Annotated in this window: 22 protein-coding genes; 10 read left to right on the top strand and 12 right to left on the bottom strand. The window is 52.3% G+C overall.

What is annotated here, in order from left to right; all coding sequences use genetic code 11:
- Positions 1 to 98: 98 nt before the first annotated feature.
- The 6 genes from murC (at position 99) to lpxC (ending at position 6,858) form a co-directional block, all read left to right on the top strand.
- Positions 99 to 1,574: a UDP-N-acetylmuramate--L-alanine ligase gene (gene murC, locus GN242_RS17615; RefSeq protein ID WP_154752673.1), complete on the top strand. Its 1,476-nt coding sequence runs from the start codon at positions 99 to 101 to the stop codon at positions 1,572 to 1,574.
- Positions 1,567 to 2,487 (top strand): D-alanine--D-alanine ligase, encoded by a 921-nt coding sequence (locus GN242_RS17610; protein ID WP_154752672.1) that lies wholly within the window; start codon positions 1,567 to 1,569, stop codon positions 2,485 to 2,487. The genes murC and GN242_RS17610 overlap by 8 nt, the downstream gene beginning before the upstream one ends.
- Before the next feature lies 1 nt (position 2,488).
- Complete coding sequence (ftsQ, locus tag GN242_RS17605; RefSeq protein WP_156287926.1) at positions 2,489 to 3,328, top strand: cell division protein FtsQ; 840 nt, start codon at positions 2,489 to 2,491, stop codon at positions 3,326 to 3,328.
- A complete protein-coding gene (ftsA, locus tag GN242_RS17600) occupies positions 3,325 to 4,581 on the top strand; it encodes a cell division protein FtsA (RefSeq protein ID WP_048914885.1) in 1,257 nt (418 codons plus the stop codon). The genes ftsQ and ftsA overlap by 4 nt, the downstream gene beginning before the upstream one ends.
- Before the next feature lie 101 nt (positions 4,582 to 4,682).
- A complete protein-coding gene (ftsZ, locus tag GN242_RS17595; RefSeq protein WP_154752670.1) occupies positions 4,683 to 5,837 on the top strand; it encodes a cell division protein FtsZ in 1,155 nt (384 codons plus the stop codon).
- 103 nt (positions 5,838 to 5,940) lie between these two features.
- On the top strand, positions 5,941 to 6,858 hold the full coding sequence (gene lpxC / locus GN242_RS17590) for a UDP-3-O-acyl-N-acetylglucosamine deacetylase (protein ID WP_154752669.1): 918 nt from the start codon (positions 5,941 to 5,943) through the stop codon (positions 6,856 to 6,858).
- A 131-nt stretch (positions 6,859 to 6,989) separates the two neighbouring features.
- On the opposite strand, the gene GN242_RS17585 is transcribed toward lpxC, so the two are convergent.
- Positions 6,990 to 7,499 carry a DUF721 domain-containing protein gene (locus GN242_RS17585; RefSeq protein WP_154752668.1) on the bottom strand — a complete coding sequence of 170 codons (510 nt, stop codon included), beginning with the start codon at positions 7,497 to 7,499 and terminating at the stop codon, positions 6,990 to 6,992.
- 21 nt (positions 7,500 to 7,520) lie between these two features.
- Here GN242_RS17585 and secM point away from each other — a divergent pair, with 21 nt between their 5' ends.
- Positions 7,521 to 8,027 (top strand): secA translation cis-regulator SecM, encoded by a 507-nt coding sequence (secM, locus tag GN242_RS17580; protein ID WP_156287925.1) that lies wholly within the window; start codon positions 7,521 to 7,523, stop codon positions 8,025 to 8,027.
- Between the two features lie 71 nt (positions 8,028 to 8,098).
- The gene (secA, locus tag GN242_RS17575) at positions 8,099 to 10,804 is read left to right on the top strand and encodes a preprotein translocase subunit SecA (protein WP_156287924.1); all 2,706 of its coding nucleotides are present in this window, start codon (positions 8,099 to 8,101) and stop codon (positions 10,802 to 10,804) included.
- A gap of 100 nt (positions 10,805 to 10,904) precedes the next feature.
- Here secA and GN242_RS17570 read toward each other — a convergent pair whose 3' ends face one another.
- The gene (locus GN242_RS17570; protein WP_154752665.1) at positions 10,905 to 11,675 is read right to left on the bottom strand and encodes a prepilin peptidase; all 771 of its coding nucleotides are present in this window, start codon (positions 11,673 to 11,675) and stop codon (positions 10,905 to 10,907) included.
- A gap of 344 nt (positions 11,676 to 12,019) precedes the next feature.
- Positions 12,020 to 12,490, bottom strand: coding sequence for a winged helix-turn-helix domain-containing protein (locus GN242_RS17565; protein ID WP_154752664.1), 471 nt, complete (start codon positions 12,488 to 12,490; stop codon positions 12,020 to 12,022).
- A 625-nt stretch (positions 12,491 to 13,115) separates the two neighbouring features.
- Here GN242_RS17565 and mutT point away from each other — a divergent pair.
- Positions 13,116 to 13,508 (top strand): 8-oxo-dGTP diphosphatase MutT, encoded by a 393-nt coding sequence (mutT, locus tag GN242_RS17560; protein WP_154752663.1) that lies wholly within the window; start codon positions 13,116 to 13,118, stop codon positions 13,506 to 13,508.
- Positions 13,509 to 13,526: 18 nt separating this feature from the next.
- On the opposite strand, the gene yacG is transcribed toward mutT, so the two are convergent.
- From yacG to coaE, 3 genes are read right to left on the bottom strand one after another with little or no spacing between them, the layout of a single operon-like run.
- The gene (yacG, locus tag GN242_RS17555) at positions 13,527 to 13,730 is read right to left on the bottom strand and encodes a DNA gyrase inhibitor YacG (protein WP_154752662.1); all 204 of its coding nucleotides are present in this window, start codon (positions 13,728 to 13,730) and stop codon (positions 13,527 to 13,529) included.
- Between the two features lie 11 nt (positions 13,731 to 13,741).
- A complete protein-coding gene (zapD, locus tag GN242_RS17550) occupies positions 13,742 to 14,485 on the bottom strand; it encodes a cell division protein ZapD (protein ID WP_154752661.1) in 744 nt (247 codons plus the stop codon).
- Between the two features lie 5 nt (positions 14,486 to 14,490).
- Positions 14,491 to 15,102: a dephospho-CoA kinase gene (gene coaE, locus GN242_RS17545; RefSeq protein ID WP_154752660.1), complete on the bottom strand. Its 612-nt coding sequence runs from the start codon at positions 15,100 to 15,102 to the stop codon at positions 14,491 to 14,493.
- 249 nt (positions 15,103 to 15,351) lie between these two features.
- Between coaE and GN242_RS17540 the strand changes: the two genes are divergently transcribed.
- On the top strand, positions 15,352 to 16,392 hold the full coding sequence (locus GN242_RS17540) for a GMP reductase (protein WP_156287923.1): 1,041 nt from the start codon (positions 15,352 to 15,354) through the stop codon (positions 16,390 to 16,392).
- 52 nt (positions 16,393 to 16,444) lie between these two features.
- Here GN242_RS17540 and hofC read toward each other — a convergent pair whose 3' ends face one another.
- From hofC to GN242_RS17510, 6 genes are all read right to left on the bottom strand, one after another.
- Positions 16,445 to 17,644 (bottom strand): protein transport protein HofC, encoded by a 1,200-nt coding sequence (gene hofC / locus GN242_RS17535; protein WP_156287922.1) that lies wholly within the window; start codon positions 17,642 to 17,644, stop codon positions 16,445 to 16,447.
- Positions 17,637 to 19,034 (bottom strand): type II secretion system protein GspE, encoded by a 1,398-nt coding sequence (gene gspE / locus GN242_RS17530; protein WP_154752657.1) that lies wholly within the window; start codon positions 19,032 to 19,034, stop codon positions 17,637 to 17,639. Before gspE ends, hofC begins: the two co-directional genes overlap by 8 nt.
- On the bottom strand, positions 19,031 to 19,474 hold the full coding sequence (gene ppdD / locus GN242_RS17525) for a prepilin peptidase-dependent pilin (RefSeq protein WP_154752656.1): 444 nt from the start codon (positions 19,472 to 19,474) through the stop codon (positions 19,031 to 19,033). The genes gspE and ppdD overlap by 4 nt, the downstream gene beginning before the upstream one ends.
- A 236-nt stretch (positions 19,475 to 19,710) precedes the next feature.
- Entirely contained in the window at positions 19,711 to 20,607 is an 897-nt protein-coding gene (nadC, locus tag GN242_RS17520) for a carboxylating nicotinate-nucleotide diphosphorylase (protein WP_154752655.1), read from the bottom strand.
- A gap of 80 nt (positions 20,608 to 20,687) precedes the next feature.
- The gene (locus GN242_RS17515) at positions 20,688 to 21,086 is read right to left on the bottom strand and encodes a tautomerase family protein (RefSeq protein WP_154752654.1); all 399 of its coding nucleotides are present in this window, start codon (positions 21,084 to 21,086) and stop codon (positions 20,688 to 20,690) included.
- Positions 21,087 to 21,089: 3 nt separating this feature from the next.
- The gene (locus tag GN242_RS17510; protein ID WP_154752653.1) at positions 21,090 to 21,410 is read right to left on the bottom strand and encodes a carboxymuconolactone decarboxylase family protein; all 321 of its coding nucleotides are present in this window, start codon (positions 21,408 to 21,410) and stop codon (positions 21,090 to 21,092) included.
- Positions 21,411 to 21,512 lie beyond the last annotated feature (102 nt).

The following is a 21,512-nucleotide window of genomic DNA, read 5'->3' as shown; positions in this document are numbered from 1 at the left end:
CCCGGCCCGTTGAGAATTGCAGGGGTCGGGCATGCCCGATCTGATTAAGAATTTTGTAGGGGTCGGGCATGCCCGACCCGGAGCAACACAGGTAAGAGATGAATACACAGCAACTGGCAAAACTGCGTTCTATCGTGCCCGAGATGCGTCGCGTCCGGCACATTCACTTTGTTGGCATCGGTGGTGCTGGCATGGGCGGTATTGCCGAAGTGTTAGCGAACGAAGGTTACGAAATCAGTGGTTCAGACCTGGCTCCAAACGCGGTGACCCAGCATCTGACGGCGCTGGGCGCGACGATTTACTTTCACCATCGTCCGGAAAATGTCAGCGATGCCAGCGTTGTGGTTGTCTCCACCGCGGTATCCCAGGATAACCCGGAAGTGGTTGCAGCGCGTGAAGCACGTATCCCGGTCATTCGCCGTGCTGAGATGCTGGCAGAGCTGATGCGTTTCCGCCATGGCATTGCGGTAGCCGGTACGCACGGTAAAACCACCACTACGGCGATGGTGTCGAGCATTTACGCTGAAGGCGGCCTCGACCCAACGTTTGTCAACGGTGGACTGGTGAAAGCCGCAGGCACCCATGCGCGCCTGGGCAGCAGCCGTTACCTGATTGCGGAAGCCGATGAGAGCGATGCATCGTTCCTGCATCTGCAACCGATGGTGGCGATCGTCACGAACATTGAAGCCGACCATATGGATACTTATCAGGGCGACTTCGAAAATTTAAAGCAGACCTTTATCAATTTTTTGCACAACCTGCCGTTTTATGGCCGGGCTGTACTGTGTGTTGATGATGCGGTGATCCGCGATCTGATCCCACGCGTGGGTCGCCAAATCACGACCTACGGTTTCAGCGACGATGCGGACGTTCGTATAGAGAACTACGAACAGCGCGGTGCCCAGGGGCACTTTACGCTGGTACGTCAGGACAAGCCGCTGATGCATGTCACCCTCAATGCTCCGGGGCGTCATAATGCGCTGAATGCAGCGGCAGCCGTAGCGGTAGCGACCGAAGAGAATATCGAAGACGAAGATATTCTTAACGCGCTGGAGAGTTTCCAGGGAACCGGCCGTCGCTTTGACTTCCTGGGTGAATATCCGCTGGATGCGGTGAACGGCCAGGGCGGCACGGCGATGCTGGTTGATGATTACGGCCACCATCCGACCGAAGTGGATGTTACGATCAAAGCAGCGCGTGCAGGCTGGCCGGATAAAAATCTGGTGATGATTTTCCAGCCGCACCGCTATACGCGAACCCGTGATTTATATGACGATTTCGCGAATGTGCTGTCTCAGGTAGACGTACTGTTAATGCTGGATGTCTATGCCGCCGGAGAGTCGCCGATTCCCGGGGCGGACAGCCGCTCACTGTGCCGCACTATTCGCGGACGTGGCAAAGTCGATCCGATCCTGGTCTCAGACCATGATGCGGTAATGGAAATGCTGCTGCCAAAACTGACCGGTAACGACCTGATCCTGGTTCAGGGAGCCGGTAACGTCGGGCGTATTGCCCGCACTCTGGCAGAGCAAAAGCTACAGCTGCAAATAACCAACGAGGAACATCATGGCTGAGAAAGTAGCAGTATTGCTGGGTGGAACCTCCGCAGAACGAGACGTATCGCTGTTATCTGGTGCTGCGGTACTTCAGGGCTTGCAGGAAGCTGGCATCAATGCACATCCGGTGGATATCCGTGATTTCCCGGTGATGCGTCTGAAAGAAGAAGGTTTTGATAAAGCCTTTATCGCCCTGCATGGCCGCGGCGGTGAAGATGGAACGTTGCAAGGTGTGCTGGAGTTTCTCAACATCCCTTACACCGGCAGTGGCGTTATGGCATCCGCTATCACCATGGACAAACTGCGCAGTAAGTATCTGTGGCAGGGCTGTGGTTTACCGGTTTCTCCGTTTGTTGCGTTGACGCGTAAGCAGATGGATGACGGCCTGACACCCGAAGAGCTGGAAAGCATTGATGCCCTTGGCCTGCCGCTGTTCGTTAAACCGAGCCGTGAAGGTTCGAGCGTGGGGATTTCTCGGGTCAATGAAGCCTGGCAATTCCCGGCGGCACTGGATGAAGCGTTCCGTCATGACGATGAAGTGCTGGTGGAAGCGTTTCTCAGCGGGCCGGAGTACACGGTGGGCGTAATTGGCGAAGAGATCTTGCCATCGATTCGCATTCAGACTGCCAGTGAGTTCTATGACTATGAAGCGAAATACATTTCTGACGATACTCAGTACTTCTGTCCTGCCGGGTTGAGTGCAGAAAAAGAAGCAGAATTAAGCGATCTGGTCATTGCAGCCTGGCGCGCACTGGGTTGCAGCGGGTGGGGACGCGTTGACGTCATGATGGGCGGCGACGGGCGTTTCTATCTGCTTGAAGTGAATACTTCTCCGGGTATGACCAGCCACAGTCTGGTGCCGATGGCGGCAAAACAGGCAGGCATGAGTTTTTCGCAGCTGGTAGCGCGCATTCTGGAACTGGCCGACTGATATGTCTCAGGCTGCTCTGAATGTCCGTAACCGTGAGGCGCAGGAAAAGGCACGTACCGGGCGCAGTAACGGCTCACGCCTCGCAGGGATTGTGTTCCTGCTGATGGTGATTGGTGTGATGCTGGCCGGTGGCTTTGTGGTGTTGAAGTGGATGAACGATGCATCGAGGCTACCGCTGTCTAAGCTGGTGGTCACCGGGCAGACGCATTACACCACTAACGATGACATCCGCCAGGCGATTTTGTCGCTGGGTGAGCCCGGTACTTTTATGTCGCAGGATGTGGACGTTATTCAGCAACAGATTGAACGCTTGCCATGGATTCAGCAGGTGAGCGTGCGTAAGCAGTGGCCGGACGAATTAAAAATTCATCTGGTTGAGTATGTCCCGGTTGCACGCTGGAATGATGTGCATATGGTTGATGCGGATGGGAAATCGTTCAGCGTTCCGGCCAGCCATCTCGGCAAAGAAGTGATGCCGATGCTGTATGGGCCGGAGGGCAGCGAGTCCGAAGTATTGGCCGGCTTCCACCAGATGAGTGATGTTCTGGCGGCCAGTAAATTGAAATTGAAAGCGGCGTCCATGACCGCACGGCGTTCATGGCAGTTGGTGCTACAGGATGATATTCGGCTTGAGCTGGGGCGTAACGAAGATATGAAGCGACTACAGCGCTTTATTGAGTTATACCCCACCCTGCAACAGCAGGCACAGGCGGAAAATAAGCTTATTACCTACGTTGATCTGCGTTACGACTCTGGCGCAGCGGTAGGTTGGGCACCGGCACCTATTGCGCCCGCAGACAGTAACCAGCAACAGAATCAGGCACAGGCTAAACAACAATGATCAAGTCGACGGACAGAAAACTGGTAGTTGGACTCGAGATAGGCACCGCGAAGGTGGCCGCCCTGGTAGGGGAAGTTCTGCCTGATGGCATGGTGAATATTATCGGGGTGGGCAGCTGCCCATCTCGCGGTATGGATAAAGGCGGCGTTAACGATCTGGAATCGGTAGTAAAGTGCGTTCAGCGTGCTATCGACCAGGCCGAACTGATGGCTGACTGCCAGATTTCGTCGGTTTACCTTGCATTGTCGGGCAAACATATTAGTTGTCAGAACGAAATAGGGATGGTTCCTATTTCCGAAGAGGAAGTGACGCAGGAAGATGTGGAGAATGTGGTTCACACTGCCAAATCCGTCCGTGTTCGCGATGAACACCGCATCCTCCACGTTATTCCGCAAGAATATGCGATTGACTATCAGGAAGGGATCAAAAATCCGGTCGGATTATCCGGTGTGCGCATGCAGGCGAAAGTGCATCTGATAACCTGTCACAATGATATGGCGAAAAACATCGTCAAAGCGGTTGAACGCTGTGGCCTGAAAGTTGATCAGTTAATTTTCGCCGGGCTGGCATCGAGTTTTGCTGTGCTCACTGAAGATGAGCGCGAGCTGGGCGTCTGTGTGGTTGACGTGGGTGGCGGAACGATGGATATCGCCGTATATACCGGCGGTGCACTGCGCCATACCAAAGTCATACCTTATGCCGGTAACGTGGTAACCAGCGATATCGCTTACGCCTTCGGTACACCGCCAACGGATGCAGAAGCCATCAAAGTCCGTCACGGATGCGCTCTGGGGTCGATTGTTGGTAAAGACGAAAACGTGGAAGTCCCGAGCGTTGGTGGCCGCCCTCCGCGCAGTCTGCAACGGCAGACGCTGGCAGAGGTTATCGAACCGCGTTACACCGAGCTGCTCAATCTGGTGAACGACGAAATTCTGCAATTGCAGGAGCAGTTACGCCAGCAGGGCGTTAAACATCACCTCGCAGCCGGTATCGTATTGACCGGCGGCGCGGCACAAATTGAAGGACTGGCGGCTTGCGCGCAGCGTGTATTTCATACGCAGGTACGCATCGGACAGCCGCTGAATATCACTGGATTAACGGATTACGCGCAGGAGCCGTACTACTCAACGGCGGTAGGCTTACTGCACTACGGAAAAGAATCTCATCTTAATGGTGAGGCAGAAGTAGAAAAAAGAGCCTCAGTGGGTAATTGGTTCAAGAAAATCAATAGCTGGCTGAGAAAAGAGTTTTAATTTTTACCAAAGCAGATCATGCTATACCTAAGCAAAATTAAGTTGCAGGTATAGACTTATTAGTGATCTCCAGGCGAACAGGTACATAACGGAGAGAAATTATGTTTGAACCTATGGAATTAACCAATGACGCGGTGATTAAAGTCATCGGCGTTGGTGGCGGCGGCGGTAATGCTGTTGAGCACATGGTGCGTGAACGTATCGAAGGTGTCGAGTTCTTCGCGGTAAATACCGATGCTCAGGCCCTGCGCAAAACTGCGGTGGGTCAGACCATTCAGATCGGCAATGGTATTACTAAAGGCCTCGGTGCGGGCGCAAACCCGGAAGTAGGGCGTAACTCAGCAGAAGAAGACCGTGAAGCACTGCGTCAGGCACTTGAAGGTGCAGACATGGTGTTTATCGCCGCAGGTATGGGCGGTGGTACCGGTACTGGCGCTGCACCAGTTGTCGCGGAAGTGGCGAAAGAGCTGGGTATCTTGACTGTTGCCGTTGTGACTAAGCCTTTCAATTTTGAAGGTAAGAAGCGCATGGCATTTGCTGAACAGGGTATCGCAGAGCTTTCTAAGCATGTCGATTCACTGATCACTATTCCTAACGACAAGCTGCTGAAAGTGCTTGGCCGAGGTATTTCTCTGCTGGACGCGTTTGGCGCGGCTAACGACGTGCTGAAAGGCGCGGTGCAGGGTATCGCAGAGCTGATCACCCGTCCTGGCCTGATGAACGTCGACTTTGCTGACGTGCGCACCGTGATGTCCGAGATGGGCTACGCGATGATGGGTTCTGGCGTTGCGTGTGGCGAAGACCGTGCGGAAGAAGCTGCTGAAATGGCGATTTCCAGCCCGCTGTTGGAAGATATTGACCTGTCAGGTGCACGTGGTGTGCTGGTTAACATCACTGCTGGCTTTGACCTGCGTCTGGATGAGTTCGAAACCGTGGGTAACACTATCCGTGCGTTCGCCTCTGACAACGCTACCGTTGTTATCGGTACTTCCCTTGACCCGGAAATGAACGATGAACTGCGTGTGACCGTGGTGGCAACGGGTATCGGCATGGACAAACGTCCAGAGATCACCCTGGTGACCAACAAACAGGCTACTCAGCCGCTGATGGACAACCGTTATCAGCAGCACGGTATGGCACCGCTGCCAACTGAACAGAAACCTGCTGCTAAAGTGGTTAACGATCCGGGTGCACAAACTAACAAAGAACCCGATTATCTTGATATTCCGGCCTTCTTGCGTAAGCAGGCAGACTAAGAATAACCCGATAAAGTGGGATTCTTCGCTCTTTGTGTTAAACTGTTCGCCCGTCAGTGGAGTAAACTGATGGTCGGACGGATAATTTTTGCGAGATAATACGATGATCAAACAACGGACATTAAAACGTATTGTTCAGACGACTGGCGTCGGTTTACACACCGGCAAAAAAGTCACGCTGACCTTACGCCCTGCGTCGGCTAATACCGGGGTCATCTATCGTCGCACTGACTTGAATCCACCGGTAGATTTCCCGGCTGATGCCAAATCCGTGCGTGATACCATGCTCTGTACTTGCCTGGTTAATGAGCATGACGTGCGTATTTCTACAGTCGAACATCTGAACGCAGCCCTTGCGGGACTCGGTATTGATAATATTGTGGTGGAAGTGAACGCGCCTGAAATTCCTATTATGGATGGCAGCGCCGCACCCTTTATCTATCTGCTGATGGACGCAGGCATTGAAGAGTTGAATTGCGCTAAGAAATTTGTCCGCATCAAGCAGCCTGTCCGGGTTGAAGATGGTGACAAATGGGCAGAGCTTTCGCCGCATAATGGTTTTACTTTGGATTTCACCATTGATTTTAACCATCCGGCTATCGACTCCAGCTCACAGCGCTATAGCATGGACTTTTCTGCGGAAGCTTTTGCCCGTCAGATCAGCCGTGCTCGTACTTTCGGCTTTATGCGTGACATCGAAGCATTGCAGTCCCGTGGCCTGTGCCTTGGTGGCAGCTTTGACTGTGCAATCGTGGTGGATGACTACCGCGTATTGAACGAAGATGGCCTGCGCTTTGAAGACGAATTTGTACGTCACAAAATGCTGGATGCGATCGGTGACCTGTACATGTGTGGCCATAATATTATTGGTGCGTTTACCGCATTCAAATCTGGTCACGCGCTGAACAACAAGCTGTTACAGGCTGTTCTGGCGAAACAGGAAGCCTGGGAATGGGCAACGTTTGAAGACGAAGCTGCACTCCCGGTGAAATTCAAAGCTCCAAACCTGGTTCTGGCATAAGCCAGCATCAGATATCCCAAAGTAATTGCAGCTGAGGCAATGCGGCAACTGATTAAACCTCTTCTACTTCGGTAGATGATTCAGGTGAAAACAGGTAGCCAATATAAGCGGAAGCTGTAATTACGGGGAACTTAACGACTGGTTGAGCTGGTACCCTCTCCGGCCAGTGAGGCCAGTCGTTCTAATATCTTCTTCAGTTTTTCCGGGCTCTGGCTCGCGACACCGCGTAAAATCTCTGCACTTTGTTCACTTAGCTGTCTCATCGGCGGTTTCTCAGCTGCCTTAGCCTGAGTGTTGTTTTCTTGTACAGATTCCTGACCTTTTGCAGCCAGCGAAGGATTTATCCTGATGTCGATTGACGTCAATGATGGTAATATCTGCGCACGTAAAGCTGATAGCAGGCTGGATTGTTCATAGCGTAAGCGCATCAACCAGCTGGCATTAGCCGTTTCGATAACCAGAATCCCCTGGCGAAAATTTGCCACACGGCACCAGGGATGCAGTTGGGCAGGAATAACTCCCTGCACTGCGCGATTCAGCTTGTTCAGGGCAATAGCTCGTTGCTGCACGTTTTGCAGCACGCTCTGATCCTGAGCCATATCGAAAAAACTATCAATTGATTGTGGGCGACTATCTCGCATAGCAAGCTCCGGCGGAACACAGTGATCGGTATTCTTAATCGTTGGCGACAATTTGGCAGACGCTATTTCTGGCCGCATCTCCTTTTGGGGATGGTCGCGGCGAGTCTTGGGCTGCCTCATGCTTCAGCGCACGATCGCACTACCTTAGCAGAAACCTCGTCACGAAGCCTGAATATTGGCACTGCTGCGCGTTTTGATAGTCTTGCGCTGCTTGAGTGCGCGCGGCGTCCTTCGTTCAGCGTCGATTACTGGCATCAGCATGCCATACGCACGGTTATCCGCCATCTGTCATTTACCCTGACTCCGGCGGTTTCACCCGTTACTGAAGCTGAACAGCCTCTTGAAGCCCATAAGCTGGCGCTGCTGGACACGCTTAACGCACTGCTGACCCACGAAGCGAAACCGCCGGTCATCATCCGCTATACGGCACAACGTCAGGTTGAAGCCACACCTCGTCATCAAACCGGCCTTTGGCTGGCGCAGGTTCAGGGCATCCGCGCCGGGCCTTTCTCATCTCTTAATTCATAAAAATCAGTCAGTTTAAAATCAAACATTAAGTGTCCATCGTGGTATGCGGTGGCTGAGAGAAATTATTTATTATGTTAATCAAACTATTAACCAAAGTTTTTGGTAGCAGTAACGATCGTACGCTGCGCCGTATGCGCAAAACAGTAGAACTCATCAACAAAATGGAGCCGGATTTCGAGAAGCTGTCTGACGATGAGCTTAAAGCGAAAACCGTGGAGTTCCGCGCGCGTCTGGAAAAAGGCGAAGTGCTGGAGAACCTGATCCCCGAAGCCTTTGCTACCGTACGTGAAGCCAGTAAGCGCGTATTTGCCATGCGTCACTTCGATGTACAGCTGCTCGGCGGTATGGTTCTTAACGACCGCTGCATCGCAGAAATGCGTACAGGTGAAGGTAAAACCTTAACCGCAACGCTGCCAGCCTATCTTAACGCCTTGAGCGGCCAGGGCGTTCACGTGGTCACCGTCAACGATTATCTTGCCCAGCGTGATGCGGAAAACAACCGCCCTCTGTTTGAGTTCCTGGGTCTGAGCATCGGTATTAACCTGCCGGGCATGCCAGCTCCGGCTAAACGTGCTGCCTATGCTGCGGATATTACCTACGGTACCAACAACGAATACGGCTTTGACTACCTGCGCGACAACATGGCATTCAGCCCTGAAGATCGTGTACAGCGTAAGCTGAACTACGCGCTGGTGGATGAGGTGGATTCAATCTTAATCGATGAAGCCCGTACCCCGTTAATCATCTCCGGTCCAGCTGAAGACAGCTCTGAGCTGTATATCAAGGTCAACAAGATCATTCCTAAGCTGATCCGCCAGGAAAAAGAAGACTCAGACAGCTTCCAGGGCGAAGGGCACTTCTCTGTTGATGAGAAATCTCGCCAGGTACACCTGACTGAACGTGGTCTGGTTGCTGTAGAAGAGTTGATGGTTAGCGAAGGCATTATGGATGAAGGTGAGTCTCTCTACTCGCCGGGCAATATCATGATGATGCACCACGTAACAGCTGCATTACGCGCTCACGTGCTGTTTACCCGTGATGTTGACTACATCGTGAAAGATGGCGAAGTTATCATCGTTGATGAGCACACTGGCCGTACCATGCAGGGACGTCGCTGGTCTGATGGCCTGCATCAGGCGGTGGAAGCCAAAGAAGGCGTGGAAATCCAGAACGAGAACCAGACGCTGGCCTCAATCACCTTCCAGAACTATTTCCGCCTCTATAACAAACTGGCCGGGATGACCGGTACTGCTGACACTGAAGCTTTTGAATTCAGCTCCATCTATAAGCTGGATACCATCGTAGTGCCAACCAACCGTCCGATGGTGCGTAAAGATCTGCCAGACCTGGTCTATATGACTGAACTGGAGAAGATCGGTGCGATCATTGAAGACATCCGTGAGCGTACAGCTAACGGCCAGCCTGTGCTGGTAGGTACCATCTCGATCGAGAAATCCGAAGTGGTATCAAACGAACTGACGAAGGCGGGTATCAAGCACGAAGTACTGAACGCCAAGTTCCACGCCCGCGAAGCCGAGATTGTCTCACAGGCTGGTCAGCCGGGTGCTGTGACCATCGCTACAAACATGGCTGGTCGTGGTACCGACATCGTGCTGGGCGGTAGCTGGCAGGCAGAGATTGCTGCCCTGGAAGAGCCTACAGCCGAGCAGATTGAAGCTATCAAGAGCGCGTGGAAAATTCGTCACGATGCAGTACTGGCCTCCGGTGGCCTGCATATTATTGGTACTGAGCGCCATGAGTCACGCCGTATCGATAACCAGCTGCGCGGCCGTTCAGGTCGTCAGGGTGACCAGGGTTCATCACGTTTCTATCTGTCCATGGAAGATGCCCTGATGCGTATCTTCGCCTCAGACCGCGTAACTAATATGATGCGTAAGCTGGGTATGAAGCCAGGTGAAGCGATTGAACATCCATGGGTGACCAAAGCTATTGCCAACGCGCAGCGTAAAGTGGAAAGCCGTAACTTCGATATCCGTAAGCAGCTGCTGGAATACGATGATGTGGCCAACGATCAACGCCGTGCCATCTACAGCCAGCGTAACGAACTGCTGGATGTGTCTGACGTATCTGAAACCATCAACAGCATTCGTGAAGACGTGTTCAAAACGACCATCGACACCTATATTCCGCCGCAGTCTCTGGAAGAGATGTGGGATATCGCCGGTCTTCAGGAGCGTCTGAGTAATGACTTCGACCTGAATCTGCCGCTCTCTGAATGGCTGGATAAAGAGCCGGATCTGCATGAAGAGACGCTGCGCGAGCGCATTCTTGAGCAGGCAAAAGAGATGTACCAGCGTAAAGAAGAGATCGTCGGTGTGGAAATGATGCGCAACTTCGAGAAAGGCGTCATGCTGCAAACGCTGGACTCCCTGTGGAAAGAGCACCTGGCGGCAATGGATTATCTGCGCCAGGGCATCCATCTGCGCGGCTATGCGCAGAAAGATCCTAAGCAGGAGTACAAACGTGAATCCTTCGCTATGTTTTCCGCGATGCTGGAGTCACTGAAGTATGAAGTGATCAGCACCCTGTGCAAAGTGCAGGTACGTATGCCGGAAGAAGTTGAGCAGATGGAAGAACAGCGTCGCCAGGAAGCTGAACGTCTGGCTCAACAGCAGCAGTTGAGCCATGTGGATTCTGAAACTGAAGCCGCGCAGTCTATTGCTGAACAGGGCGGTGAACGAAAAGTCGGGCGTAATGATCTGTGCCCGTGCGGTTCTGGTAAAAAATACAAACAGTGTCACGGTCGCCTGGCGTAACGGCGTATGACACACTGAAAAAGGACGGGCTGGTGCCCGTCCTTTTTTTATTACAGCCCCAGGGCTGATACTGCTTCGAAAACGGACAGAGCGTCATCAGCTAGCGGTATTGCACCACCATCAGCACCCAGCCAGCGACAGCAAGAAAAGGCCCAAACGCCAGCGGTGCACTGATTGAGCGACGGTATAACAGACGTCCGAGAATAACCCAGCAAATCCCTCCCAGTGACGCTGCCAGCAGCAGCTGTGGGATAAGCTGCCAGCCCAGCCACGCACCGAGCGCTGCCAGTAGTTTGGCGTCTCCCAGCCCCAGAGCATTTTTACCTGTCAGCGCGCGATAGCCATGAGACAGTAGCGCCAACCCGCAATACCCCAGCATCGCTCCAGTTACCGCCTCTGGAAGCGGCAACTGCGGCAACCATCCCACTGTATTGGCCAGCAGCCCAAGCCAGAGCAGCGGCAGAGTCAGGATATCCGGCAGCAGCTGACAATCTGCATCTATTAATATCAACGCCAGCAATAACCAGCTAAATGGCAGCAGTACCAGCAGCAATTTCCCAGGAGGAAATAGCAGAGCACAAAGCAGTGTCAGTAATAATGATGACAGCTCGGTAAGAGGGTACCTGCACGATATGCGCAGATGGCAGTAGCGGCAGCGTCCCTTAAGAATCCACCAGCTTAGTAAAGGTAGATTGTCATACCAGCGCACGCTCTTTTTGCATTGCGTACAGTGTGAGGCTGGCAGCCATAAGTTAAAGGCTGGTAAGGCATTGTTGCTTATCATCAGTGGCAGACGGTAGGTGACTACATTCAGCAAACTGCCAACGCTTATCCCCAGCAGTGCTAACAAGAAGAAATAATACCCATTCATTTTGTTTCAGCTCCAGACCGCTAAGATGCTCAACTTTCTCCCCTGATTTTGACCAACAGCGGGGGAGTTGCAGCGTATACATCGACTCAGACGAGTACCCGGGCGCTACCCACATTTGCTGGTGGGTAGCTTAACGGCGGAGTGTAAATGTAACAGCTATCGCTCTGCATCCCACTCCAGCGATAACACTGGAGTTTTGTTACGTTTTTCGAGCAGCGCCGCACTTTAACCAGCAATAGTCGCTGAAGTAACCAATGACATCGCGTTAACTGAATAAGGTGACGGGCGTTAACCTGGCTAAAATCTTGTGGCATAACCAGTGTGAAACCGTGAAAAAATACAGGCTAGCGCAAGGCGTTCAGAAACCACTGACGCAACGAAGTTATATGGTCTTTTCCGGCCGTATTTTTTTCACTCACCGGCTGGATTGCACTTTGATCTGGCAGCGATTCCAGCTCTATTTTCTGCATTAAAGGCTCGTTAAGTTTCAAACCGTAGTAAGGCACAGTGATAATAATTTTTGCCGGTAACTGATTTCGTTTCAGTAAGGCTCGCAGCTGAAAGACCAATTGATGGTAGTTGTTGTCGCGAACACATTGATGATTCTCATACCAAACAATATTAATAATATCTCGCTTATTGTTAATTTTGTTTTTCAGGCAGATTAACAGTCTTTTTTGGGTTTCACTTAACGGTATAGCCAGGCTTTTACATGGCACGTAAAGTGTATTCATCTGGCAGTCCAGAGTGAAAAGGCTATTGAACTCAATATGTTCAATGTCGAGAATTTCTTCACATTGTTCAACGCTATACATTTGTTGTCTTCCTCATGATGTCCCCGCCATCAGCGGATTTTAACTGGTACGCCAGGGGAGTGGAAATACCATTACCCCCCTTAAATAACTCGTAGGTTTTCTTAATTTAAGCATTCTTGCTTATTGTTCGTTAGTTAGCATAAAGATGGTTACATTTATTGCAACACATTAAAGTTTTTTTATTTTATTATTAATGTTTAATTTATTGTTTTTAAAGGTTTTATTTTATTCATGTAAGTTATTTAAATTGCTTTAAGATGCCGTATTAACTTGCGGTTTGGCAGGTGTTTTGTGGGGTGGGAGCATTGATTCTTATATAACAAGCCTTTGGGGGTAGGGGGTGTCTTAGTTTTATTTCGACAGAGAAAAGAGTGAATGGTTGTTGGGGGGCTTGAGGTGTAGGCGCTATTGGTAAAATAAAGTGAGAGTCAGAGATTGAAATATTGTTATTTTTTGTTGAGAGAATAATAAATATTTTTTGAGTGAATCATTAATAAAGTTAATCAATTCCATCCACCGGACGAGAGCTGGTTGGTTGAATAGCTCTTAGGGTTCAGCGAGACACCGTTAGGCATCAATGATAAAATTTCACCTTATTTAATACACTCACGAGGAGTGAGCAGCGATGAAGCACTTACAGGTTTCAGTAGGAATTATCCGCGACAGCGAGCAGCAGATATTTTTAGCACAACGCCCTGCGAGTGCTTACATGGGGAATAAATGGGAGTTCCCGGGGGGGAAAATCGAAGCGGGTGAAACGCCAGAGCAGGCACTGAAACGTGAGCTGCTGGAAGAGACGGGTATTGAGGTACTAAACGCGGCGCCCTACGATACCGTTGATCATACCTATACCGATTTGCGCGTTACGCTCTATTTTTTTATTGTCGACAGCTGGAACAACCAGCCTTACGGGCGCGAAGGCCAGCCTCAGCGTTGGGTCTTGCAGAGTGAACTGAATGCGGAGGATTTCCCCCCCGCCAACGCTGAGATTGTTGCCAGACTGAAAGCCAGCGCCTGATTTTCGTCAGAGCGTAATTTACTCCCGATCGAACGGCTGCTCGCTCCAGTTATCGCTGTCAGTCAGGTCATCGCTGCTGGGAATCCTTTTCTCTTCAGCGGCCCATTCGCCAAGGTCGATTAACTGGCAGCGCTTGCTGCAAAACGGGCGCCAACTGCTGAGTTCATCCCAGATAACCTTTTTGCTACAGGTCGGGCAGTTAACTACGGTTACATCATTCATGACTCTTTCCTTTAACAACATGCCAGTTCGAAATCGAAACGGGCAGGAATTTCACCACGCTCGCTATCCAGCGGTAGAAAACGGATGGCATAGCGGCTCTTGTGGCCGGATATTTGAGGATACAACGCATCCTCCAGCTTTAGCTGCATCCGCAGCAGATCGGCACCTTCGGCATTATCCTGGAAAAAACCATTCAGGCTGGTGTGGTTGCGGAAGATGCCGGACTGACGTATCAGGTCAAGAACCATCGTCAATGCGCTGTGAATTGGCGATAGTGAGTCCAGCCAAATTGTCACCTGCTGATCGCGCAGATGCTGTTCAATATGCAGCCAGATATGCAGGGTGGGCAGATCAAAACTGCAACAGCCGCCCGGAATACTCAGGCGCTGACGCACAAGGCCAATCAGACGCTCCTCGCGCATTTGCTGACCCATGCGCGGAGCGGCCATCAGTACAGTGCTACACTTTTTCAGATCGCTACGTAGTGCGTTAATGCGCGCCATATCGACCCCGGGTACTTCTGCCCAACCCAGCAATTTTTGCTGCTGGCGCTCAAGCTCTTTTAGGATCTCGGTACGTAACTCGCCGCGTTCGAACACGTCCAGCAGCTCTGCTGCATTGCGAAAAAAGGTGAGCGCGCTGAGATGATCTACAATTTTCTGGCTGGCGATAAGCTGTTTTAATAAAAATTCGATACGCAGCCAGGTACGCATTTTCTCATTCAGAGGGTGCTCAAAAAGAATCGTTGTGCTCATAACTTTTAATCCCGATGGCTTGCCGCAGCCAGCGCCAGATAACGCTGGTGGAGTTCGGCAACGTGCGCAATCACCGTTTCAGGTGAGCCGCAATTATCAATAATGTCATCTGCTACTGCCAGGCGCGCTTCGCGTGTCGCCTGCGCAGCAAGAATATTTTCGGCCTGTTCCCGGCTGATGTTGTCACGACGCATGGTACGTGCCAGCTGTGTCTCAGGATCAACATCGACCACCAGCACCCGATCGGCCTGATGCTGTAAGTTGTTTTCCACCAACAGGGGTACCACCCACAGACACCACGGTGACCGGGTTAATGCTAGCTGCTTGCGGGTTTCTGCGTGGATAAGAGGATGTAACAAATTATCAATCCACCGCTTTTCCACCGGCGAGCTGAAAATCTTTTGACGCAATACGGCGCGATTTAAGGTTCCATCCGGATGCAGGACGTCATGACCAAACCTGGCGTGAATGAGTTCCAGCGCTGGCTGGCCTTTTTCCACGACCTGACGTGCGATGATATCTGCATCGACAATATCAACGCCCAGCATGGCAAAGGCATTGGCAATGGTACTTTTTCCGCTACCGATACCACCGGTCAGCGCAACGGTATAACCCATACGTCTTGACTCTCGGTGCCTTGTGGCACAGGTGTTTGCATGATTAATGCAAATTTGCGGCGCAGGTCACAAGACACATTTACAGGTAAATTTGTGGGATTGTAACGTAAATAAAGCGACTTTCGCAGTCTTGTCGGCACGTTTTTAGCGCGTATGATAGCGTCACTGGAGCTGGCATTCAGCTTGTGAGCGCAAACGCTACCCGCAGGGTGCGTTGTTGCACTAACGCCATCAACCAGGAAATCTGTTATGCGTATCGAAGAAGATATCAAGTTAGGCTTCAAAGATGTTCTTATCCGGCCAAAGCGTTCAACGCTGCAAAGCCGTTCTCAGGTTGAACTGGAGCGTCAGTTTACCTTCAAGCATTCAGGTATCGCCTGGTCTGGTGTGCCGATTATTGCCGCCAATATGGATACCGTCGGAACCTTCAGCATGGCGGAGGCTCTGGCATCATTTGATATTCTTACGGCAGTACATAAACATTACAGCGTGGAGCAGTGGCGGGCATTTGTTGAAGGTGCTACTCCGGAAGTGCTTCAGCATGTGATGGTGTCCACCGGCACATCCGAGGCTGACTTCCTGAAACTACAGCAGATCCTTGCTTTGTCGCCAGCACTTAACTTTATTTGTATCGACGTTGCTAACGGTTACTCAGAGCACTTTGTTGCTTTCTTGCGCCGCGCCCGTGAAGCCTGTCCGGGGAAAACCATCTGCGCAGGGAATGTGGTGACCGGCGAAATGGTTGAGGAACTTATTCTCTCCGGTGCTGACATTGTAAAAGTGGGTATCGGCCCTGGTTCGGTTTGTACTACCCGAGTAAAAACCGGCGTGGGTTATCCGCAGCTGTCAGCCGTTATTGAGTGTGCTGATGCGGCGCATGGCCTTGGCGGACAGATCGTCAGTGATGGCGGTTGCTCAGTACCAGGTGATGTTGCGAAAGCCTTTGGCGGCGGGGCTGATTTTGTCATGCTCGGCGGCATGCTGGCGGCTCATGACGAATGTGAAGGCACGCTGGTGGAAGAGAACGGCGAACAGTTTATGCTGTTCTACGGTATGAGTTCAGAGTCTGCCATGAAGCGACACGTAGGAAGCGTGGCGCAGTATCGTGCGGCGGAAGGAAAGACCGTAAGGCTCCCGCTTCGTGGGCCTGTTGAATTTACTGCCCGTGATATCCTCGGCGGCCTGCGTTCTGCCTGTACTTACGTAGGTGCAGAACGATTGAAAGAACTGACCAAACGCACAACGTTTATTCGCGTTAATGAGCAGGAAAACCGCGTATTTAACCGGTAACACTTGCCGCCTGCGAACAGTTTCCCCCGCCATCAAGGCGGGGGAATGACCTTCAGCCCAGAGCATCTCCCAGGCGGAATACAGGCAGGTACATCGCCACGACTAATGTGCCAACAATCCCTCCAATCACCATCATCATTAGCGGCTCAAGTGCAGCGGCCAGCTGGTCTGCCAGCTGATGTGTCTTTTGTTCATGCCAGATAGCCAGCCTCTCCAGCAGTGTATCCAGAGAACCAGACTCTTCACCGACTTTGACCAGTTGATAACAGAGAGGAGTAAACAACAGATGTGACTTCAGGGCCTGATGTAGTGGATGACCCTTTGTAATATGTTGCTGTAATTGCGTAATAGCTTCGCGCCAGAGCAGTGGGGAAAGGGTTTTCTCAACCGCTTGCAGGCTTTGCAGCAGTGTTAACCCTGCGCGCTGTGTCATGGCCAGTGTGGTAAAGATCTGGCTTAACAGGCTGCCCTGATAAAGCGCAGCAATCAGAGGGATCCGTAGCAGCTGACGTTGTTCATACCGCTGCCAGGGCAGCGATTTACTGCGCTGAGTGCGCCACAGTATTCCGCTAACAATGATGAACGTGATGAAAAACAACCCGTGCTGTTGCATGGACTGAGAAAGGCTAATCACTGCCGCAGTAAAGGCGGGAAGAGGAGCGTTGAAAGTGCGGTAAATCGCAACAAACTCCGGTAAAACAAACACCAGCATTCCAACGCTAACCAGCAGCGCTACCGCAAGGATAAACAGTGGGTAGCGCAGCGCTTTTTTCACTTTCTGCTGTAGCTCCTGTTGCCGCTCCTGCTGGTTTGCCAGCTGTATGCAGCACTCATCCAGCTCACCGGTAAGTTCACCAATATGGATGAGTGCCGGAAACAACGGAGGAAAAACCTCGGGCCACTGCGCCATGGCCTGTGAGAAAGGCTCTCCGGACGAGATACTCTGCTGCAACCATAAGAGCAGCGCTTGCCAGGAAGGCTCATGATGATCTTCACCCAGCAGTTGCAGGCAGCCAGTTAGCGGCATTCCGGCTTTCAGTAGGGTAGCCAGCTGGCGGACGAACGCGATTTTTTGTTGCCACTGCCAGTGGCGCGCGCTATAGCGGCGACCACGGCTGATTTTAAGCGGTAGCTGCTGTTCGGCTGCAAGCTCTGCTGCAATCTGTGCGGCGCTGCTGGCAAAACGACTGCCCTGATAAAGTTGCCCGCTGTCGTCAATGGACTGCCAGCGAAATAGTATTCGTTTATTCATGACTGTCACCCGCGACCCGCGTCAGCTCTTCGAGGGTCGTATCGCCACGGTTAACGCAGTGCAGACCCTCAACAAACAGCGAGTTCATACCCTGCTGGCGAGCAATTTCTGCCAGCTCCTCCGGGCGCGCTGATTTAGCGAGGGCATTTTGCAGACGTGCGGTGACAGGCAGCAGCTCAAATAGCGGCAGACGACCATAAAAACCAGAAAAGCAGTGTTCACAGCCTACTGCGCGCCAGTTTTGAACAGTTCCCGGCCAGATATGAGGAGGGAAATGCGCCGTTGCTTCTGCGGGCTGGCGACAGTGCTTACACAACCTGCGCACCAAACGTTGGGCGATCACCAGTTTGAGGGCCGATGCCAGCAGATATCCTGGCACACCCATTTGCCCCAAACGTACCAGAGTTTCAGTTGTGGAGTTAGTGTGCAGGGTGGAGAGTACCAGATGGCCGGTTTGAGCCGCTTTAACGGCAATTTCGGCGGTTTCACCATCGCGGATCTCCCCGATCATAATCACATCAGGATCCTGTCGCAGCAGCGCGCGTAGCACACGGTGAAAATCGAGACCCGAGCGGGTGTGGATCTGCGTCTGATTGACTCCAGAAAGAGGGATCTCCACCGGATCCTCCACGCTGCAAAGATTACGTGTAGCAACATTCAGCCAGCTCAGGCCGCTGTAAAGAGTGAATGTTTTTCCGCTGCCGGTAGGGCCGGTAACCAGAATCATCCCTTGTGGACGGGATAACGCATCGCGGTAGCGCTTGAGAAGCGGCCCGGGCATTCCGATGTTATCCAGCTCAATCGTGCGGGCATCGCTTTGCAACAGACGTACCACGGCTTTTTCTCCGAAGCGTGTTGGCAAGGTCGACAGGCGAAAAGACTCATTATTATTGTTCAGTGTCACAGAGAACTGCCCGTCCTGCGGGACACGTCGCTCTGCTATATCCAGACCTGCAAGAATTTTCAGCCGCGCAATCAGCTGTGAGCTGTTTTCAAACCCGCTACCCGGCAGCAGTTGCAACACGCCATCAACGCGTAAGCGGAGGCGTAGCCCTTTTTCCTGCGGTTCAATATGCAGATCGGAGGCGCGTTTTTGTAATGCCTGAGTCAGCAGCTGATTAATTTGATCCACCGCAGTCGTGCTATGTTCTTCCGCGGCGGGTTCCTGTCCGGAGGCGATGGATGCCTGCCGGCTAAACTGTTCCAGCCTGGCCTGTGGCCAGCATTCGACATTGATGGCGCTGTGTGTAGCAAAGCGCAACTCAGCCATCATTTCATGACCGGGGGTATCGGCCAGAGCAATATGAAGCCGCTGCGGAGTGCACTCAATAATAATGGCGTGGTAACGGTGGCAGATGGCTTCTAAGGCGCGCTGTGTCTCCGCGTTCATGGCGTCTGCTCCTCATCAAAGCGGAACATCTCCTCACAAGCTTCCTTCAGTCCATCATTGCTACTGGTACAGCTGCGCTGCCAGTTTAACTGGCCATTATTGTTATTCCACTGTGGGGTCAGCTTGACAGTTAATCCGGTCAGACTCTCCTGCCCGGTAAGAGTAATCACTCCTGCGTTCGTAGTGAGTGCCGAAACATAGCGTGAGGTACGTTCAGTTGGAACACCGTGGCTGCCTGCACTACAGTTGCCGCTGCCCCCGCGCTCAATGGAACACAGTTCGACGCCCGTTTTGTATGGCATAGCGGTTTGTAGCATATCGGTCAGTGCTGCTTTTTGCAGGTATCCCTGATAAGCCGGCAGACCGATCGCGCTAAGAATGGCGATGATAGCGATAACTATCATTAATTCGATAAGGGTAAAACCTCGTTGGTGGATCATGATTAACCTCCTTGTGTAATGAGGCAGGCAACATAATCCGCAGTACGACAGTCAGCCAGCGGCAAACGGCCGCTTTCAGAGGAAGGCTGTAAAGAGTTTTTGCACGTTACATCAATCAGGAGATGGGTTGGAAGCTGCCTCGCATAAACAGCACAGAAGCAGAAAAAAGGCCAGCACGCCCGGCTGGCCTGAGGTAAAAGGTGGTCATTGGCTGACGCAGTCTCTTTTAAGCGTCGTTACTCTTGGCGAAAACGCATCGACAGATCGAGGGCACGCACATGTTTGGTCAGGGCACCTACGGAAATATAGTCCACACCAGTCTCCGCAAAGGTACGCAGGGTCTTATCCGTCACATTGCCCGAAACTTCCAGCAGCGCGCGGCTGTCGCTCAACCTCACCGCTTCGCGCATCTGCTCAACGGTAAAGTTGTCCAGCATCACAATGTCGGCACCGGCCTGCAATGCCTGCTCCAGTTCGTCCAGCGACTCAACTTCTACCTCAACCGGTACGTCAGGGCGCAGCCAGGAGGCTTTCTCCACCGCCCGGGCGATCGAACCGCAGGCAATGATGTGGTTTTCTTTAATCAGGAATGCATCGGAAAGACCCAGGCGGTGGTTGGCTCCACCGCCGCACAGGACGGCATATTTCAGCGCGGTGCGCAGCCCGGGCAAAGTTTTACGCGTGTCCAGCAGCTGAGTGCGGGTACCTTCCAGCAGGGCGACATAGCGGCGGACTTCCGTTGCCACGCCGGAGAGCGTCTGCACGAAGTTCAGCGCGGTGCGTTCTGCGGTCAGGATCAGCGGAGCCGGGCCGGTCACTTCAAACAGCGTTTGATTGGCAACGATCGCATCACCGTCTTCCACATGCCAGACAATCTGCGTTTTGTCGCCCAGCTGGATAAACACTTCTTCCACCCAGCGTCTGCCGCAGAAAATACCCGGTTCACGGGTTATCACCACCGCGTGCGAAGGCGTATCGGCTGAGAGCAGGCTGGCGGTAATGTCCTGGCAGGGATCGGTTTCACCGCCCAGGTCTTCACGCAGCGCCTGGGCAACACTTGGGGGAATATCGTCCTTAATACGGCCCATTAATTCAGCGCGGCGGCTGTCCGGATCGTAACGGCGGGAGGTCATGATCAAACTCCGAAATGTCGGATAACAGAGGGTGCCATGCTAGCGTGTTTACTGCTGCTACACCAGCCGCCGGGGTGCGATTACACGTCAATTTGCACAGGCCAGTCAAAGGCGTCACCGTTGGCAAACGACCAGTCTTCTGGCTGAGTAAAGCTTAGGGTAATCATCACGTCTTCCGGGCGTACTGCCAGTTCAGAGGCGAGCCTGAGCGACAGATGGTGATAAAACTGCTGCTTTTGCTGCATGGAACGCGGCCGTCCAGCGGTGATATGAAACCATATAAAGCCTTCAGAGCGTGGGCCGCCAAGGTAATAGCGCGGAAATACTCGCTGGCCTGGCGCGTACTCATCCAGCAGTTGAAAGCAGTCGTCACGAGGCACGTCGAAAAAATCGACCAGCGTACGATGCAGGATTTCAGAGAGCGTCTGACGGAAAATAGGTGTTTTTCCTGCGGGCAGGGCAATACGGCTAAAAGGCATGGCTTACTCCTGAGCTTTGCTGTCGGACTGCGGTAACTGGCTGAGAGCCGAGACTGCTGCGGGCCAGCCACAATAGAACGCAAGGTGTGTCATGACTTCAGCCAGTTCGCTGTTAGTGATGCCATGTTTCCGGGCAAAATCCAGATGCCAGGGCAGCTGCTGGTGGCGACCAAGGGCGATTAAAGCTGCCACGGTAATCAGGCTGCGCTCGCGTTTATTAAGCTCTTCTCGTTGCCAGATAGTACCAAACAGTGTTTGTTCAGTAATGGCAGCCAGCGTGGGAGCAATACTGGCCAGGCTGTTACGGTCGAGGGGCGTTGTCATGCTGCTGTTCCTTTATCATGGAAGAAGTCAGCAGCATAGTTCGGCGAAATCGTTTTTAAAATCGCATATATTCGTATCAATAATCCCGAAAAACAGGATGAT

Origin of the sequence: Erwinia sorbitola (assembly GCF_009738185.1) — a bacterium.
GTDB classification, from domain to species: domain Bacteria; phylum Pseudomonadota; class Gammaproteobacteria; order Enterobacterales; family Enterobacteriaceae; genus Erwinia; species Erwinia sorbitola.
Note: the sequence above shows the minus strand (reverse complement) of the source record. Positions and strands in the feature narration are given on the sequence as shown.

What these genes read in the sequence shown, in the direction of transcription:
- murC (WP_154752673.1), top strand. Translation starts at nt 99, where the DNA reads ATGAATACACAGCAACTGGCAAAACTGCGTTCTATCGTGCCCGAGATG.
- GN242_RS17610 (WP_154752672.1), top strand. Translation starts at nt 1,567, where the DNA reads ATGGCTGAGAAAGTAGCAGTATTGCTGGGTGGAACCTCCGCAGAACGA.
- ftsQ (WP_156287926.1), top strand. Translation starts at nt 2,489, where the DNA reads ATGTCTCAGGCTGCTCTGAATGTCCGTAACCGTGAGGCGCAGGAAAAG.
- ftsA (WP_048914885.1), top strand. Translation starts at nt 3,325, where the DNA reads ATGATCAAGTCGACGGACAGAAAACTGGTAGTTGGACTCGAGATAGGC.
- ftsZ (WP_154752670.1), top strand. Translation starts at nt 4,683, where the DNA reads ATGTTTGAACCTATGGAATTAACCAATGACGCGGTGATTAAAGTCATC.
- lpxC (WP_154752669.1), top strand. Translation starts at nt 5,941, where the DNA reads ATGATCAAACAACGGACATTAAAACGTATTGTTCAGACGACTGGCGTC.
- GN242_RS17585 (WP_154752668.1), bottom strand. Translation starts at nt 7,499, where the DNA reads ATGCGAGATAGTCGCCCACAATCAATTGATAGTTTTTTCGATATGGCT.
- secA (WP_156287924.1), top strand. Translation starts at nt 8,099, where the DNA reads ATGTTAATCAAACTATTAACCAAAGTTTTTGGTAGCAGTAACGATCGT.
- GN242_RS17570 (WP_154752665.1), bottom strand. Translation starts at nt 11,675, where the DNA reads ATGAATGGGTATTATTTCTTCTTGTTAGCACTGCTGGGGATAAGCGTT.
- GN242_RS17565 (WP_154752664.1), bottom strand. Translation starts at nt 12,490, where the DNA reads ATGTATAGCGTTGAACAATGTGAAGAAATTCTCGACATTGAACATATT.
- mutT (WP_154752663.1), top strand. Translation starts at nt 13,116, where the DNA reads ATGAAGCACTTACAGGTTTCAGTAGGAATTATCCGCGACAGCGAGCAG.
- yacG (WP_154752662.1), bottom strand. Translation starts at nt 13,730, where the DNA reads ATGAATGATGTAACCGTAGTTAACTGCCCGACCTGTAGCAAAAAGGTT.
- zapD (WP_154752661.1), bottom strand. Translation starts at nt 14,485, where the DNA reads ATGAGCACAACGATTCTTTTTGAGCACCCTCTGAATGAGAAAATGCGT.
- coaE (WP_154752660.1), bottom strand. Translation starts at nt 15,102, where the DNA reads ATGGGTTATACCGTTGCGCTGACCGGTGGTATCGGTAGCGGAAAAAGT.
- GN242_RS17540 (WP_156287923.1), top strand. Translation starts at nt 15,352, where the DNA reads ATGCGTATCGAAGAAGATATCAAGTTAGGCTTCAAAGATGTTCTTATC.
- hofC (WP_156287922.1), bottom strand. Translation starts at nt 17,644, where the DNA reads ATGAATAAACGAATACTATTTCGCTGGCAGTCCATTGACGACAGCGGG.
- gspE (WP_154752657.1), bottom strand. Translation starts at nt 19,034, where the DNA reads ATGAACGCGGAGACACAGCGCGCCTTAGAAGCCATCTGCCACCGTTAC.
- ppdD (WP_154752656.1), bottom strand. Translation starts at nt 19,474, where the DNA reads ATGATCCACCAACGAGGTTTTACCCTTATCGAATTAATGATAGTTATC.
- nadC (WP_154752655.1), bottom strand. Translation starts at nt 20,607, where the DNA reads ATGACCTCCCGCCGTTACGATCCGGACAGCCGCCGCGCTGAATTAATG.
- GN242_RS17515 (WP_154752654.1), bottom strand. Translation starts at nt 21,086, where the DNA reads ATGCCTTTTAGCCGTATTGCCCTGCCCGCAGGAAAAACACCTATTTTC.
- GN242_RS17510 (WP_154752653.1), bottom strand. Translation starts at nt 21,410, where the DNA reads ATGACAACGCCCCTCGACCGTAACAGCCTGGCCAGTATTGCTCCCACG.